The following is a 14,835-nucleotide window of genomic DNA, read 5'->3' as shown; positions in this document are numbered from 1 at the left end:
CGAGTGCGCCCTCAGACTCCCGCGGCCTGTTCGAAGGCTCGGATGATGCCGGCGTTGAAGGCCTCGATGTCGCGCGGGCTGCGGCTGGAGAGCAGGTTGCCGTCCGCAACGAACTCGTCATCGACCCAGGTGGCGCCGGCGTTGCGCAGGTCCGTGCGGATGCGAGTGGTCGAGGTGAGGGTGCGGCCGCGCACGGCGTCGATCTCGATCAGGATCCACGCGCCGTGGCAGATTGGGGCGACGGGCTTCCCGGCATCCATGAACGCCTTGACGAATGCCTGGGCGGCCTCGTTGGTGCGGATCTTGTCGGAGTTGAGCGTCCCTCCGGGCAGCACGAGGCCGAGGTAGTCGGCCGGGTCCGCGTCGTCGAGCGTGACGTCGACGGTGAAGTCGTCGGCGCGGTCCCAGTCGCCCAGCAGGGCGGTGATGGTGCCGGCCTCCTCGCCGACGAGCACCGGCTCGCCGCCGGCCTCGAGTACCGCCCGCCAGGGTTCGGTGAGTTCGGGTTGTTCGACTCCGCGCTTGCAGAGGAACGCGATCCTGTGTCCGGTCAGCTGTACCATGCGGCCATTCTGCCCCCGGCCGGGTGCCCGGGCCAGGGGTCAGTCCTCCTGCTCGACGAGCTGGACCTCGACGCCCTCGACGCGCAGTTCCTCGAGCACGACGGGTGACACGTCCGGGGTGGTGAGGACCACGTCGAGGTCGGCAAGGGGGCCGAACCGGTGGGCGGCGGTGCGGGAGAACTTGTCCGCCGTGGCCACCAGCACCGTGCTGCGTGCGGACGCGATGGCCGCCCTCTTGACCCGTGCGTCATTCCAGTCGGCGACGGTCAGTCCGCTGGCGGGATCGGCGGCGCAGGCCCCGATGAAGGCAACGTCGAACCGCATGGCCTCGACGGCCTCGGCGACACCCGCCCCGGTGAAGGACAGGTCGTCCGGCCCGACCGTGCCGCCCGGCACGATGACCTGGTTGCCGGGCACCCTGGCCAGGGCCGCCGCCGCGTGCAGGGAGAGCGCCATGGCTGTGATGCCCAGGCCGGCGAGCTGGTCGGCCACGGCCAGGGCGGTCGTGCCGTTGTCGATCAGGACGCTGTCGCCGGGGCGCACGCGCGCGGCCGCCGCTGCGGCCAGCGCCTGCTTGGCGGGGGCGTCGGAGGTCTGGCGGAGGCCGAAGGGGTACTGCGTCCCCCGCTGGACGACGGGGGCCGCGCCGCCTCGGATGCGTCGAAGCGCGCCCTGCTCGGCGAGCTCGGTCAGGTCGCGGCGGATCGTCACCGGCGACTGCCCGGTCAGCGTCACGAGGTCGGCGATGCTGCGGGCGCCACTGTCCACCGCCCGGATGATCACTCTGTGTCGTTCCGATCGTTGCATGCGATCACTCTAGGTCGTAGGTTCGCCCCGAATCATGCGGGTCCTCGACGAACTTCTGGCGCGGCCGCCCGCGCGCTGCGAAACTCGTGGCATCCGCCGGCAGCGCAGCCACGACGGTGTCACCAGGAAGAGAAGCACATGGAGAGCCTCACCAAGAACCGCCAGTCACCCGAGACGCTGCGTCGGCTCATCGCTCGCGCGTACGGGCCGGAGGAGGTGCCCACCCGCGAGGACTTCGCCGAGGAGATCACCGAGGGCTGGTTCAACGTCGCCTACCGCATCACGCTTCGGGACGGGCGGCGCGTGGTGCTGAAGATCGCCCCGCCGGCCGGCGTCGAGGTGCTCACGCGCGAGGTCGGGATGATGGGCGTCGAACTCGAGGCGATGCGGCTTGTCTCCACCCTGACGGCCGTTCCCGTGCCGCACGTCGAGCACGTCGACACCTCCCACGAGATCGTGGACGCCGACCTCTTCTTCATGGAGTACATCGACGCAGACAACTTCGGGCTCGCAGCCGACGCCGGACGCCTCAGCCCCGAGACAGTCTCGGCGGGCAACCGGGAGCTCGGCGCGCTGAACAGGGAGATCAACTCCGTGGTCGGGCCCCACTTCGGGCCGCTGCTGGGGGAGGGATACGCCACCTGGCGGGAGGCGTTCACGCGGCTGGTCACCGACATCCTCGACGACGGGAGCCGGGTTGGCATCGACCTCGGCTGGGATCCCGACGAGATCCGCGCGGTCCTGGCGGAGAACTCGGACGCGCTCGACGAGGTGACCGTGCCGCAGTTGATCGAGGTCGACCTCTGGAACAAGAACTCCATGATCCGCGACGGGCACATCGTCGCGATCCTCGACCACGAGCGGGCGCTGTTCGGGGATCCCCTCATGGAGGCGGGGCTGACCGGGCTCGACATGCCGGCCTTCGGGGACCCGACCGACTTCATGGCGGGCTTCGGGATCGACACGCTGACGGAATCGCAGCGGACCAGGCGGCGCCCCTACTCCCTGGCGCTCGCGGTCGTCATGATCGTCGAGACGAAGTACCGCGGTCACACCGACACCGAGGTCTACGACTTCGGCCGCGAGAACCTGGACAACCTGATGCACGCCTTCGGGCGGGGCTGAGGCGCGATGCGGGGCCGTGACGCCGCGGCGGAGCTCGCGACGCGCCCCGTCGGGAGCCTGCTGTGGTGGGCGTGCACGCAGACCACGCTCTCGGTCGGCGCGTACGGCATCTACGCCGTCACCAACGCCTGGTTCGTCTCGCGCGGCGTCGGCGAGGTGGCGCTGGCCGCCGTGAACCTCGTCGCACCGCTCCTGCTGCTCGTCGGCGCCGTATCGACGACGGTGGGGGTGGGCGGCGCGTCGCTGGTCTCCAGGTCGCTCGGGTCGGGGGACCGCGCGCAGGCGGCCCGCGCGGCAGGCACATCCTTCACGATCTTCTGGGCGGTCGCGGTCGTCACCTCGGTGCTGGGCATCATCTTCGTCGAGCCGCTGCTGCGCCTGATCGGGGCCACGGACCAGACGCTGCCCTACGCCGTGCCGTACGCGATCGTCATCCTCGGCGGCGCCATCCTCTCGACGGGGTTCTCGTCGATCGTGCGCGCCGAGGGCAGGCTCACGTTCTCACTCCTGCTGTGGGTCATCCCCGTGGTCGTGCAGGTCTGCCTCGACCCGCTGCTCATCTTCGGGCTCGGGCTGGGCGTCGTCGGCGCCGGGCTGGGCACGGTCGGCGGCCAGGCCGTGTCCGCGGCGATGGCCGTGTGGTTCTTCTTCCTGCGGCGGGACCGGGCCTACCGCATCCGGGCCCGCGACCTCGTGCCCGACCCCGGCCTGGCCCGCCAGGTGATCGCGGTGGGCGCGCCGTCGTTCCTCGCCAGCTTCGGGGCGACGATCCTCGCGGTGGTCATCAACACCACCCTCGCCGCAGCCGGGGCGGTCGCGCTCGCCGCGTACGCCGTGACGGCACGCGTCCAGACCCTGGCGACGATGCCGCAGCTCGGCATCACGCAGGGGGCACAGCCCGTCATCAGCTACAACGCGGGCAGCGGACACCTGCACCGCGTCGACCGGGCCCGCGTCCTGTCGCTGCGGGCCACGATCGTCTACGGAGCCTGCGCGGCGGCGCTGGTCGCGGGCTCCGCGCGACCCCTGGCGGCGTTCTTCCTCGCCGACCCCGCCGCCGTGGACCTCGCGGCCGGGGGACTGCGGCTCGTCGCCGTCGGGTTCCTGTTCTCGGGCGTCACTCCACTGGTGTCGGGCTACTTCCAGGCGCTCGGCCGCTCGACCCCCGCCTACGCCATCTCGCTCGGCACGCTGCTGGCGATCCGCCTGCCGCTGGTGCTCGGCCTCGGAGGTCTCGGCCCGGCGGGCGTCTGGGGAGCGTTGGCGACGGGCGAGGCGGCCTCGGCGCTGGTGGCCTGGCTCGTCCTGCGGGCCGCGACCCGCACCCGGCCCGCCGCGTTCCGCCCCTGACGACGGCCTCCTTGTAGGATCGACGGCGTGGAACACACTGGAGCAATCGGCGTCGGACAGTTGCTCATCGCGACCCAGCCCGGCCGTGGCGGCTTCTTCGACGGGTCCGTGGTGCTGCTGATCGAGCACCGCTCCGAGGGCACCGTCGGACTCTGCCTGAACCTGGTGTCCACCGCGGTCAGCGACGAGGTCCGCGCCGAGATCGAGCAGTTCAACACGGCGCCGGGGCGTGTCATGGACGGCGGGCCGGTCAACCTGGACGTGGTCGTCGCGCTGGGGGAGCCCGCCAACCCCGAGGCCCCACCGCCCGGCTGGGACCGCGTGATCGGCGACATCGGGGTGGTGGACATCAACTTCCCCCGCGAGCTCCTCGAGACGTCCTTCTCCCAGCTCAGGGTGTTCGTCGGGCTCTCGTGCTGGGCGCCGGGCCAGCTGGAGGGTGAGCTCATCCGCGGCTCGTGGTTCCGGACGACGGCGCGGACCGAGGACGTGTTCGCCGACCCGGAAGGCCTTTGGAGGCAGGTGCTGCGGCGCATCGGTGGCGCGACAGGCCGCTGGTCGACGTGGACCGAGGACCCGGAACTCAACTGATTTCGCTGGCCGCGTGGGTCCCGCGCGGCCGTGACCTTCCCGTGACCTTGAGCTGTCGCGGCTGGGTGGCCCTCGCTACCATGGTCGGCAACGCAAGGAGGCTGTGAGGTGACAGAGGTTAGGTCCCGTCCCAAGATCCTGGTTGTCGACGATGATGCCGCGCTCGCTGAGATGCTGCAGCTCGTCCTCCACCAGGAGGGGTTCGACACGGTCCGCTGCGCCACCGGCGATGCCGCGCTGCAGGAGTTCCGCGCGTCGGACCCGGACCTCGTGCTGCTCGACCTGATGCTGCCCGGGCGTGACGGGGTCAGCGTGTGCCGCGACATCCGTGCCGAGTCGGGCGTTCCGATCGTCATGCTCACGGCCCGTTCGGACACCGCCGACGTCGTGAGCGGCCTGGAGGCCGGTGCCGACGACTACATCGCCAAGCCCTTCAAGGCGAAGGAGCTCGTCGCCCGCATCCGCACCAGGCTGCGCCGCACCATCGCCGACGCAGGCAAGGACCAGCTCGCCATCGGGGACCTGACCATCTCCGTGTCGGCGCACCAGGTCAAACGCGGCACGCGGCCCCTGACGCTCACGCCGCTCGAGTTCGACCTCCTCCTCGCGCTGGCCAAGCGGCCGAACCACGTCTTCAGCCGTGAGGCACTCCTCGACGAGGTGTGGGGATACCGCAACGCGGCGGACACCCGGCTCGTCAACGTCCACGTCCAGCGGCTGCGCGCCAAGGTCGAGAAGGACCCGGAGAAGCCGGAGATCGTGATCACGGTCCGCGGCATCGGGTACCGGGCCGGTGAGCCGACGGCCTGACCCGCGGGGACGGCTCAGGTCCCTGTGGTGGGGCTCGCTCCCGCTGCGGGTCATGTTCACCACGCTCACCCTGTCCGTCGTCCTGCTCGTGCTCGCCGGCGTGCTGCTCCTGCAGCAGGCGACCGCCGGTGTCGTGGAGGCGAAGAAGGAGGCCTCTCTCAACGAGGCGGCCGGCGTGTTCGAGTTCATGCAGGAGCAGCTCCGCACCCCCGACGTCCGGGGCGCCGCCGTGCACGAGGCGCTCAACCAGCTGGCCGACCTGGCCGATGCGCAGGCGGCGCAGTACCGCGTCGTCATCCTGGGCCCCACCTCGACGCTCGTCTCCGCCGGGATCAGGGCCGAATCGGTGCCCGATGACCTGCGCTCCCGGGTCGAGGAGTCGCAGGGCATGTTCATCACCCCCACCGAGGTGGTATTCACCGACACGACGGTGGACCCGGAACCCGGCTGGGCGATCGGCGCCTCCCTGGTGGGCACCAACGGCGAGCGATACCCCATCTTCTACATCTTCCCGATGACGTCCGAACTCAAGACGCTGCAGGCCCTGCGCAGCGCGGTCCTGGTGACAGGCGCCGCCCTGGTCGTGGCCCTGGCGGCCGTCGCCTACCTGGTGACCGCGCAGGTCGTCGGCCCGGTCAGGAAGGCGAGCACCACGGCCCTGAAGCTTGCCTCCGGGCAACTGGGGGAGCGGATGCCGGTGCGAGGGACCGACGACCTGGCCTCGTTGGCCCGCTCCATGAACCGGATGGCCGCTCAGCTGCAGCAGCGCATCCGCGAGCTCGAGACGCTGTCGACTCTGCAGCAGCGGTTCGTCAGCGACGTCTCGCACGAGCTGCGCACGCCGCTGACCACCATCAAGATGGCGGCAGACGTGCTGTACGAGGCGCGCGACGAGATGAGCGCACTGCCCCGACGGTCCGCCGAGCTGATGGCCACGGAGATCGACCGCTTCGACGTGCTGCTCGCCGACCTCCTCGAGATCTCGCGGTTCGACGCCGGCGCCGCGGTCCTGGCGCTCGACGACGCCGATGTCGCCGCGCTGGTCGACGCCGAGGTGGCAGCCGTCGTACCGCTGGCCGACACGCTGGGCGTGGAACTGAGCGTGGAGCTGCGCACATCGGACAACACCGCGGCGGTGGACCCGCGTCGCATCCGGCGGATCGTCCGCAACCTGGTGACCAATGCCGTCGAGCACGCGGAGGGTCGTCCGGTGACGATAACGCTGGCCTCGGACGCCGACTGCGTCGCGGTCACCGTCCGCGACCACGGCGTGGGCTTCGAGGCCGAGGACGCCAGCCGCGTCTTCGACCGGTTCTGGCGGGCCGACCCGAGCCGCAACCGCGTCGTCGGCGGATCCGGTCTCGGGCTGTCGATCTCGCTGGAGGATGCACGCCTGCACCGTGGTCAGCTGAGTGCCTGGGGGCGCCCGGGACGCGGCGCCCAGTTCCGGCTCGTCCTGCCGCGAGAGCCGGGGTGCGGCATCGGCCACCCACCCCTGCCGGTGATCCCTGTCGATGACGCCCCGCAGGAGGTCGCGTGAAACGCCTGCTGGCCGCCATGACGGCCGTCGTCGTCCTCACCCTCGTCGGATGCGCCACGCTCCCCACATCCGGGCCCGTCGAGGAGGTGCCGTTGTCCGCCCAGCCACCGGGCATCGACGTCGCGCCGGAGCCGCCGGCGGACGGGGTGCTCCCCGGCCGGCTCGTCGAGGGCTTCCTCCAGGCGATGGCGGACCCCAGCGACGACTACGCGGTCGCGAGGCAGTACCTCACGGGCGACGCTGCCCGTGTCTGGGAGCCGACCAGCGCCGTCATCTACAACGGCTCCGTGTCGTCGGACAACAACTCCGCAGGCATCGACGGTCAGCTGCTCGGCCGGCTGGACTCCGGGGGCCACTACACCGCCGCGAATGACACCTTCACCTTCGACTTCGGCGTCGTGGAGGAGAACGGCCAGTGGCGCATCGGAACACCCCCCGCCGGCCTGCTGCTCTCCAGCTACATCTTCGATCGCTACTACTCCCTCGTGTCGCTCTACTACATGGCGCGGGCCGGCACGCACGTCGTCCCCGAGGCCATCCACCTGCCTGAGACGCTGGTCACGCCCACCTCGGTCGTGCTCGCGCTCCTTGAAGGCCCGTCGCCGACCATCGAGCTGAACGTCACCAACGCCATCCCCGCTTCGGTCGGGCTCGGACCGGAACGGGCGACCATCGATGCCCAGGGCGTGGTGACCGTCGACCTGACGGGACTGAGTGACGATCTGAGCACCGACGCGCGCCGTCGCCTCGGCGCGCAGCTGATCTGGTCGCTGACGTCCGTGGCCCGGATGACCGGCCTCGTCGTCACCGTCGACGGCATGCCCTACGCGCTTCCGGGAGCCACCGCCGACGGCGTCCTCGAGCTGTCCGGCCAACAGGGCTACCAGGTGCTCTCCCGCGGCTCCAGCCCCGACCTGTACGGCGTGCGCCAGGGCGTCGCCGGGCAGCTGAGTGAGGCGGGCGACCTGATCCCCATCTCGCCCCGCCCGGACGAGGTCAGCGAGGTCGCCATCTCGCTGGACGGCGTGAGCCTCGCCTACGTCGACACCGACCGCACCCGGCTCCTGACCGGATCCTCCGGCGGCGAGCTGACCAGCGTCGAGACGGGCCTGACGAACCTCAGACACCCCCAGTACGTGCTCGGGACGCTCTACGTCCTGGGCGATGAGGACGGCATCCCGCGCATCGCCGAGGTCGACAGGTCCGGGACGGTCGAGATGCTGGACCTGGACCTCCCGAACGGCGCGGTGCTGGCGGGCTTCGCCGTCTCGCCGACGCAGGCGCGTCTCGCGCTGGTCGTGCAGACCGCCTCGGAACGCAGCCTCGGAGTCGTCGGGCTGCTGCCCGATGGCACCTCGACCACGCCCTGGGTGAAGCTCGAGCTGGTCAGTTCCACCGGCCAGGAACTCACCGACGTGCACGCGGTCGCCTGGCAGGCCGAGCTGTCGCTGGCGGTCCTCGCCACGGGCGCCAGCATCCGGTCCGTCTACACCACCGAGGTGGACGGCTCACTGATCGAGGACCTCGGGCCTGTCTCGACCGACGTCGACGACATCTCCGCCATGGCGCGCCTCGGCGGAGGCAACGTGGCCATCAGGACCGGCCTCGGCGTCGTGTGGCGCTACGAGGCCCGCACGCGCTGGACGCGGGTGGCCGACGAGATCTCGGCCATCTCCTACAGCTCCTGAGTCCACAGCCGGTCGGGACGGTGACCCAGACCCCCCAGAAGGCGTCATCACGGGGGCATGAACCCGCTCCTCAACGCCGCCGCCGACCTGCTGCTCGGCTCCTCCTGCCCTGGCTGTGACAAGCCAGGCTGGGGCATCTGCCCCGACTGCCGCGCCGCACTGGAGCGGGCCCCGCTGATCCTGGGCGGATCACCGCCGGTGGTCGCCGCCTGCGACTACCGCCCGCTGCTGATGCGCATCATCCCGCGCTACAAGGACGACGGGGCCCTGCACCTCGCGGGGGTGCTCGGGAGTCTGCTCGCCCTGGCCGTCGAGGAGCTCGGGGTCGAACCGGACGCGGCACTCGTTCCCGTGCCGTCCCTGCCGTCGGTGGTGCGGTCCCGCGGCCTCGACCATGCCGCCCGCCTCGCCGCGGTGGCCGGGCGGCGGACGGGCCGACCGGTCGCCCGGGTCCTGAGGCGCCGTGCCGTCGGCGGGCACCAGCGAGGCCTCGGCAGGTCGGGGCGCGCGGCCAATCTCAGTGGATCCATGACAGCCCGGCCGCTCCCCGGACGGGTCGTCCTGGTAGACGACGTCATGACCACGGGCGCGACGCTGCGGGAGGCGACAAGGGCGCTCTCGGCGGCCGGGATTCCCGTGGCGGGGATCGCCGTGGTGGCCCGCGCGGACAAATCGCGCGACTCTGCTGCGATGGGCTGACATGCCTTGAGGGGAACGGTAGCGTTGGTGCATGGAGACGCCGCAGGGCCCACGAAGTGGGAACCGACCTGCGGCGTTTCGTGCCCCACGAAAGATGGAGGAACCATGGATATCGTCGTCACCGGCCGACACTGCACGATCAGCCCCGAGCTGAGGGAGGTCGTCACCGACCGCCTCGCCACCGTCTCGCGTCTGCGCGACAGGGTGATCCGCGTCGAGGTCGACTTCAACGTCGATGACAACACCAGGGATCCCGCCCACGCGACGAACGTGCAGCTGACCCTGCGCAGCAAGGGCCCCGTGATCCGTGCGGAGGCGATGGCCAGCGACAAGATGGCCGCCTTCGACATGGCCCTCGACAAGCTGAAGGCCCAGCTCCGCAAGGCCGCGGACCGTCGCAAGACCCACCGCGGGCTCCGGACGGCGCTGGTCGCCGACGCGGTGTCCACGACGGCGCAGCAGCCCGAGACCGACGGCGTGGAGACGCGCGAGATCGCGGGCATGGTCGTCACCGGAGACGGGCCGCTGGTCGTGCGCGAGAAGGAGTTCGACGCGACCCCGCTGACCCTGGCCCAGGCCCTGGACGAGATGGAGCTGGTCGGCCACGACTTCTTCCTCTACCAGGACAGGGACTCCGGTCGCCCGTCCGTGGTCTACCGCCGCAAGGCCTACAACTACGGTGTGCTGCACCTGAACGTCAGCTGAACCACCCGCTGACAAGACAACGGCCCGCCCGGCCGGTCCACGGACCGGCCGGGCGGGCTTCGTTCAAACTTGCCGCTGGGGGATAGGATGGCGGGCGCATCGTCGCACGCGCGTGCGGCTCGACCTGGACAGAAGGACACAACCCGTGGGTTTCATGGAATTTCTGAGCGGCCTCGGCTCGGGAGCCCAGCTCCGTAAGCTGCAGAAGGTGGCCGATCAGGTCAACTCCATCGAGGAGGACTTCCAGGCGATGTCCGACGCGGAGCTCCGCGCCGAGACCGACACGTTCAGCGAGCGGATCGCCGACGGCGAGTCCCTCGACCGGATCATGCCCGAGGCCTTCGCCGTGGTGCGTGAGGCCTCCGTCCGGGTGCTCGGGAAGAGGCACTTCGATGTGCAGCTGATCGGCGGCGCGGCCCTCCACTGGGGCAACATCGCCGAGATGAAGACCGGTGAGGGTAAAACGCTGGTCGGCACGCTCCCCGCCTACCTGAACGCGCTGACGGGCCGGGGCGTGCACATCGTCACCACCAACGACTACCTCGCGAAGTACCAGTCGGAGCAGATGGGCCGCATCCACCACTTCCTCGGGCTCGAGGTCGGCGCGATCCTGGCACAGATGACCCCCGAGGAGCGCCGCGAGGCCTACGCCTGCGACATCACCTACGGCACGAACAACGAGTTCGGCTTCGACTACCTGCGCGACAACATGGCGCTGCGCAAGTCCGACATGGTGCAGCGCGGCCATCACTTCGCCGTCGTCGACGAGGTCGACTCCATCCTCATCGACGAGGCCCGCACGCCGCTGATCATCTCCGGTCCCGCCGAGGACAACAAGGAGTGGTACCCCGTGTTCTCGCGGCTCGCCCGCACGCTGACGCGCGACACCGACTACGAGGTCGACGAGAAGAAGCGCACCATCTCCGTGCTCGCACCCGGCATCGAGAAGGTCGAGGACCGGCTCGGCATCGAGAACCTGTACGAGTCCGCGAACACCCCGCTGATCGGCTACCTGAACAACTCGATCAAGGCGAAGGAGCTGTTCAAGCGAGACAAGGACTACGTCATCGCCGACGGCGAGGTGCTGATCGTCGACGAGCACACCGGCCGCACGCTGGCCGGGCGCCGCTACAACGAGGGCCTGCACCAGGCGCTCGAGGCGAAGGAGGGCGTGAAGGTCAAGGACGAGTACCAGACACTCGCCACGATCACGCTGCAGAACTACTTCCGCATGTACGACAAGCTCGCGGGCATGACCGGCACGGCCAAGACCGAGGAGTCCGAGTTCCAGAAGATCTACGGCCTGGGAGTCATCCCGATCCCGACCAACAGGCCGATGGTCCGCATCGACCAGGCCGACCTGATCTACCGCACGCAGGAGGCGAAGTACGACGCGATCGTCGCCGACGTCGTCGAGCGGCACGCCAAGGGTCAGCCGGTCCTCATCGGCACCGCCTCGGTGGAGAAGTCCGAGGTGCTGAGCGCGCTGCTGAAGAAGGCGCAGGTCGCGCACACGGTCCTGAACGCCAAGCAGCACGAGCGCGAGGCCGCGATCGTCGCGGAGGCGGGCCGCAAGGGCGCCGTCACCGTGTCGACCAACATGGCAGGCCGAGGCACCGACATCATGCTCGGTGGCAACCCGGAGTTCCTCGCCGACCTCCAGCTGCGCAAGGAGGGCCTCGACCCGGTCGACACCCCCGAGGAGTACGAGGCGCGGTGGAACGACACCCTCGAGGCGCTCGAGAAGCAGACCCAGGTCGAGCACGAGGAGGTCGTCGAGGCCGGCGGCCTGTACGTCGTCGGCTCCGAGCGTCACGAATCCCGCCGCATCGACAACCAGCTGCGTGGCCGTTCCGGCCGCCAGGGCGACCCGGGCGAGTCCCGCTTCTACCTGTCGCTGAGCGACGACCTGATGCGCCTGTTCCGCCCCGAGCTCCTCGAGCGTGCCCTCCTGATGATGAAGGTGCCCGACGACGTCCCCATCGACATGAAGTCGGTGTCGAAGTCCATCGAGGGGGCCCAGAAGCAGGTCGAGGGCCAGAACTTCGAGATGCGCAAGAACGTCCTGAAGTACGACGACGTCATGAACCGTCAGCGGCACGCCATCTACGGCGACCGTCGTCGGGTGCTCGACGGCGCCGACGTCTCGGAGCAGCTGCGCAGCACCTGCGAGCGGGTGGTCGCGGACGTCGTGCGGGCGCACACCGTCGGGATCCCGGAGGACTGGGACCTGGAGACGATGTTCACCGAGCTGAAGACGCTCTACCCCGTCAGCATCTCTGTCGAGGACGTCGAGGACGAGATCCCCGAGCAGGGCGAGCTCATCGAGCTGGTGCAGGCCGATGCACTCAAGGCCTACGACGCACGCGAGGCGGAACTCGGCTCCGAGACCATGCGCGAGCTGGAGCGCCAGGTGCTGCTGACGGTCCTGGACAGGAAGTGGCGCGAGCACCTCTACGAGATGGACTACCTCCGCGAGGGCATCGGCCTGCGTGCCATGGCGCAGCGCGACCCGCTGGTCGAGTACCAGCGCGAGGGCGGCGACATGTTCAACGCCATGATGGAGGCCTTCATGGAGGAGGTCGTCGGCTTCCTCTTCAACCTCGAGGTCAAGCCCCGCGCGGTCTCCGACGCCCCGCAGGTCGGCGTCGTCACCGACGAGCACGGCCACCGCGTCGACGTCGGCACGCTGACGGCCGCCCTCGACGCCGGCGAGGCCGGGGAGGTCGTCGACGAGCCCGAGCCGGAGCCTGCCGCACCGCTGGCCAAGGGCCTCGAGCGTAAGGCCGATGCCAACCTGTCCTACTCGGCACCCAGCGAGACCGGGGAGGCGACCGACGTCAGCGGGGCCGCGAAGGCCGAGCCGAAGGTCGGACGCAACCAGCCCTGCCCCTGCGGCTCCGGCAAGAAGTACAAGTTCTGCCACGGGCGCGCCGGCGCCTGACCCGTCACGCCGCGGCGGTCCTGGGTGCGAGGATGACGAACTCGCTGCACACCCAGGACCGCCGCGTCGCGTCCAGCCGGATCACGCAGCTGACCCAGCGGTCGCCGCGCATCAGCGACACGGTCGCCTCCACCGCCTGTGGCGTGGGCATCTGCGCCCTCAGCCGCCCGGGCGGCATGCGTCGATACACGCCGGCGCCCGCGTGGAGCGCCAACTCGAGGAACGCGCGCTCGGACAGGCGTGGACGCACCTGGTGCAGGGCACGACGCCCGGTCATTGCCTCCAGGGTGGCCAGGATGAGGGCGAGGGCGCCGGGCGGGACCTCCTGGTCCGGGTGGATCGCCGAGGCGCTGGGCCGGGGTGAGAGCATCGTCGTCATGCAGGGACGCTAGGAGCCGCCCTGCGGCACCCCTGGACGACCCCCGCTCCCGGACAACACCGCCTCCGTCCCTGACAACACCTCCCGGGTTGCGGACACCACCTGGGATCGCCCGGCACTAGGCTGAGGCCGTGAAGCGACAACTGGTTTTCATCCCCGTCGGCCCCGATGAACTGGGCGTCATGAGCGGTGACCCCGCCATCGTGCAGCGCACCGCCTACACCGTCACCGACGAGCTCGTCGCCGAACTCGGCTACGAGGCCAAGGACGCCGAGGACGCCGAGTACGCCGCGCTCGTGCTGGCATCGGTCGCGGCGCTGTGCAGCTACGGGGCGCGGACGGTCGTGGTGGCGGAGGTCGATCCGGCCCTCGTGTCGGGGGGAGTGGACCCGGTCAACGGGCAGATCGTGCTCGCCTCCTGTCCCGTCGGGGCGATCACCTCCTGGTTCGCCGACGAGCCCGGCGCCGACGTCGCCGACGCCGCGGCCATCAGCCGGGGACTCACGATCGACCAGGCCTGGGACCAGCCGGCGGTGCAGGCGCTCCTGAACTCGCATGACCTACTCTGGAACGACGTCGTCGAGTACCGGCGAGGTGAGGAGGGCTGATATGCCGCGGGCCATCTGGAAGGGAGCCGTGTCCTTCGGGCTGGTGAGCATCCCCGTGAAGCTGTACGGCGCCACCGAGGACAAGGACGTCTCGTTCCACCAGGTGCACTCCCTGGACGGAGGACGCATCCGGTATCAGCGGATCTGCGAGAAGTGCGGCGAGGTCGTCTCCTTCGCGGACATCGCCAAGGGCTTCGAGGCCGCGGACGGCCGCACCGCGATCCTGACCGACGAGGACTTCTCGCATCTCCCGCTGTCCACGCTGAGGTCGGTCGACGTCGTCCAGTTCGTGCATGCCGACGACATCGACCCGACCTATATCGACCGCACCTACTTTCTGCAGGCCGAAAGCGTCGGGGTGAAGCCCTACGTGCTGCTGCGGGAGGCCCTGACCAGTGCCGGCCAGGTGGCGGTCGTGAAGGTCGCGCTCCGGCAGCGTGAGTCGCTGGCGTTGATCCGGGCCCGCGACGACCTGCTGCTGCTGCACACGATGTACTGGCCCGACGAGCTGAGGGACGGGTCCTTCGCGGCGCCGCCCGCTGACGTCACGGTGACCGACGACGAGGTCGCGCTCGCGAAGCTGCTGATCGGCCAGCTGGAGGGGTCCTTCGACCCCGAGGCTCACAGCGACTCCTACCGCGAGGCGCTGTTGCAGGTCGTCGAGGCGAAGCTCTCCGGCGGCGAGGCGCCGGCCCCGGCGGAGCAGGGCGGCGGCGGCGACGTGGTCGACCTGATGGCTGCGCTCAAGGCGTCGGTCGAGGCGGCACGGCAGCGACGCGAGGACGCGGCGAAGGCGAAGGCGAGCTGATGCGCCCGACCACGATCACGTTCGACGACGCGGACGAGGCGGCGGCGACGTCCGCCGCGCTCGAGGCCGCCGGCTGGTATGTCGAGGCGGACAGGGACCGGTTCCTGGGCGAGGACGACGACGAGGAGGTGGTGTTCCTCGTCCTGACCGACGCGAGCGCCGATGAGGCGAGGGCACACGTGGCGGGCGACGGGTTCGTCGTCTGAAGCCGTCGCCCG

Annotated in this window: 15 protein-coding genes; 12 read left to right on the top strand and 3 right to left on the bottom strand. The window is 70.3% G+C overall.

What is annotated here, in order from left to right; genetic code table 11:
• Window positions 1–11: 11 nt before the first annotated feature.
• A complete protein-coding gene (locus tag KDB89_RS07925) occupies window positions 12–563 on the bottom strand; it encodes a type 1 glutamine amidotransferase domain-containing protein (protein WP_219079943.1) in 552 nt (183 codons plus the stop codon).
• Between the two features lie 39 nt (window positions 564–602).
• Window positions 603–1,370 carry a DeoR/GlpR family DNA-binding transcription regulator gene (locus KDB89_RS07920; protein WP_219079941.1) on the bottom strand — a complete coding sequence of 256 codons (768 nt, stop codon included), beginning with the start codon at window positions 1,368–1,370 and terminating at the stop codon, window positions 603–605.
• A 138-nt stretch (window positions 1,371–1,508) separates the two neighbouring features.
• Here KDB89_RS07920 and KDB89_RS07915 point away from each other — a divergent pair, with 138 nt between their 5' ends.
• From KDB89_RS07915 to secA, 9 genes are all read left to right on the top strand, one after another.
• Window positions 1,509–2,495 (top strand): phosphotransferase family protein, encoded by a 987-nt coding sequence (locus KDB89_RS07915; protein WP_219079939.1) that lies wholly within the window; start codon window positions 1,509–1,511, stop codon window positions 2,493–2,495.
• 6 nt (window positions 2,496–2,501) lie between these two features.
• The gene (locus KDB89_RS07910) at window positions 2,502–3,845 is read left to right on the top strand and encodes an MATE family efflux transporter (protein ID WP_219079937.1); all 1,344 of its coding nucleotides are present in this window, start codon (window positions 2,502–2,504) and stop codon (window positions 3,843–3,845) included.
• 27 nt (window positions 3,846–3,872) lie between these two features.
• On the top strand, window positions 3,873–4,436 hold the full coding sequence (locus tag KDB89_RS07905; protein ID WP_219079935.1) for a YqgE/AlgH family protein: 564 nt from the start codon (window positions 3,873–3,875) through the stop codon (window positions 4,434–4,436).
• Between the two features lie 108 nt (window positions 4,437–4,544).
• Window positions 4,545–5,246 carry an MtrAB system response regulator MtrA gene (gene mtrA / locus KDB89_RS07900; RefSeq protein ID WP_219079933.1) on the top strand — a complete coding sequence of 234 codons (702 nt, stop codon included), beginning with the start codon at window positions 4,545–4,547 and terminating at the stop codon, window positions 5,244–5,246.
• A 52-nt stretch (window positions 5,247–5,298) separates the two neighbouring features.
• A complete protein-coding gene (mtrB, locus tag KDB89_RS07895; RefSeq protein ID WP_439654842.1) occupies window positions 5,299–6,786 on the top strand; it encodes an MtrAB system histidine kinase MtrB in 1,488 nt (495 codons plus the stop codon).
• Window positions 6,783–8,474 (top strand): LpqB family beta-propeller domain-containing protein, encoded by a 1,692-nt coding sequence (locus tag KDB89_RS07890; RefSeq protein ID WP_219079929.1) that lies wholly within the window; start codon window positions 6,783–6,785, stop codon window positions 8,472–8,474. The genes mtrB and KDB89_RS07890 overlap by 4 nt, the downstream gene beginning before the upstream one ends.
• Before the next feature lie 57 nt (window positions 8,475–8,531).
• Window positions 8,532–9,173, top strand: coding sequence for a ComF family protein (locus KDB89_RS07885; protein WP_219079927.1), 642 nt, complete (start codon window positions 8,532–8,534; stop codon window positions 9,171–9,173).
• Window positions 9,174–9,278: 105 nt separating this feature from the next.
• The gene (gene hpf / locus KDB89_RS07880; RefSeq protein ID WP_219079925.1) at window positions 9,279–9,878 is read left to right on the top strand and encodes a ribosome hibernation-promoting factor, HPF/YfiA family; all 600 of its coding nucleotides are present in this window, start codon (window positions 9,279–9,281) and stop codon (window positions 9,876–9,878) included.
• A 145-nt stretch (window positions 9,879–10,023) separates the two neighbouring features.
• Entirely contained in the window at window positions 10,024–12,822 is a 2,799-nt protein-coding gene (gene secA / locus KDB89_RS07875; protein ID WP_500809352.1) for a preprotein translocase subunit SecA, read from the top strand.
• A gap of 4 nt (window positions 12,823–12,826) precedes the next feature.
• Here the strand turns inward: secA and KDB89_RS07870 are convergent, their stop codons facing one another.
• The gene (locus KDB89_RS07870) at window positions 12,827–13,201 is read right to left on the bottom strand and encodes an Rv3235 family protein (protein WP_219079921.1); all 375 of its coding nucleotides are present in this window, start codon (window positions 13,199–13,201) and stop codon (window positions 12,827–12,829) included.
• A gap of 131 nt (window positions 13,202–13,332) precedes the next feature.
• Here KDB89_RS07870 and KDB89_RS07865 point away from each other — a divergent pair, with 131 nt between their 5' ends.
• From KDB89_RS07865 to KDB89_RS07855, 3 genes are read left to right on the top strand one after another with little or no spacing between them, the layout of a single operon-like run.
• Entirely contained in the window at window positions 13,333–13,809 is a 477-nt protein-coding gene (locus tag KDB89_RS07865) for a DUF6912 family protein (protein WP_219079919.1), read from the top strand.
• Between the two features lies 1 nt (window position 13,810).
• Entirely contained in the window at window positions 13,811–14,617 is an 807-nt protein-coding gene (gene ku, locus KDB89_RS07860; RefSeq protein WP_219079917.1) for a non-homologous end joining protein Ku, read from the top strand.
• Window positions 14,617–14,823 carry a hypothetical protein gene (locus tag KDB89_RS07855; RefSeq protein WP_219079915.1) on the top strand — a complete coding sequence of 69 codons (207 nt, stop codon included), beginning with the start codon at window positions 14,617–14,619 and terminating at the stop codon, window positions 14,821–14,823. The genes ku and KDB89_RS07855 overlap by 1 nt, the downstream gene beginning before the upstream one ends.
• Window positions 14,824–14,835: the final 12 nt, after the last annotated feature.

The organism is Tessaracoccus palaemonis (assembly GCF_019316905.1).
GTDB lineage: Bacteria > Actinomycetota > Actinomycetes > Propionibacteriales > Propionibacteriaceae > Arachnia > Arachnia palaemonis.
This window is presented reverse-complemented; position numbering and strand designations above follow the sequence as displayed.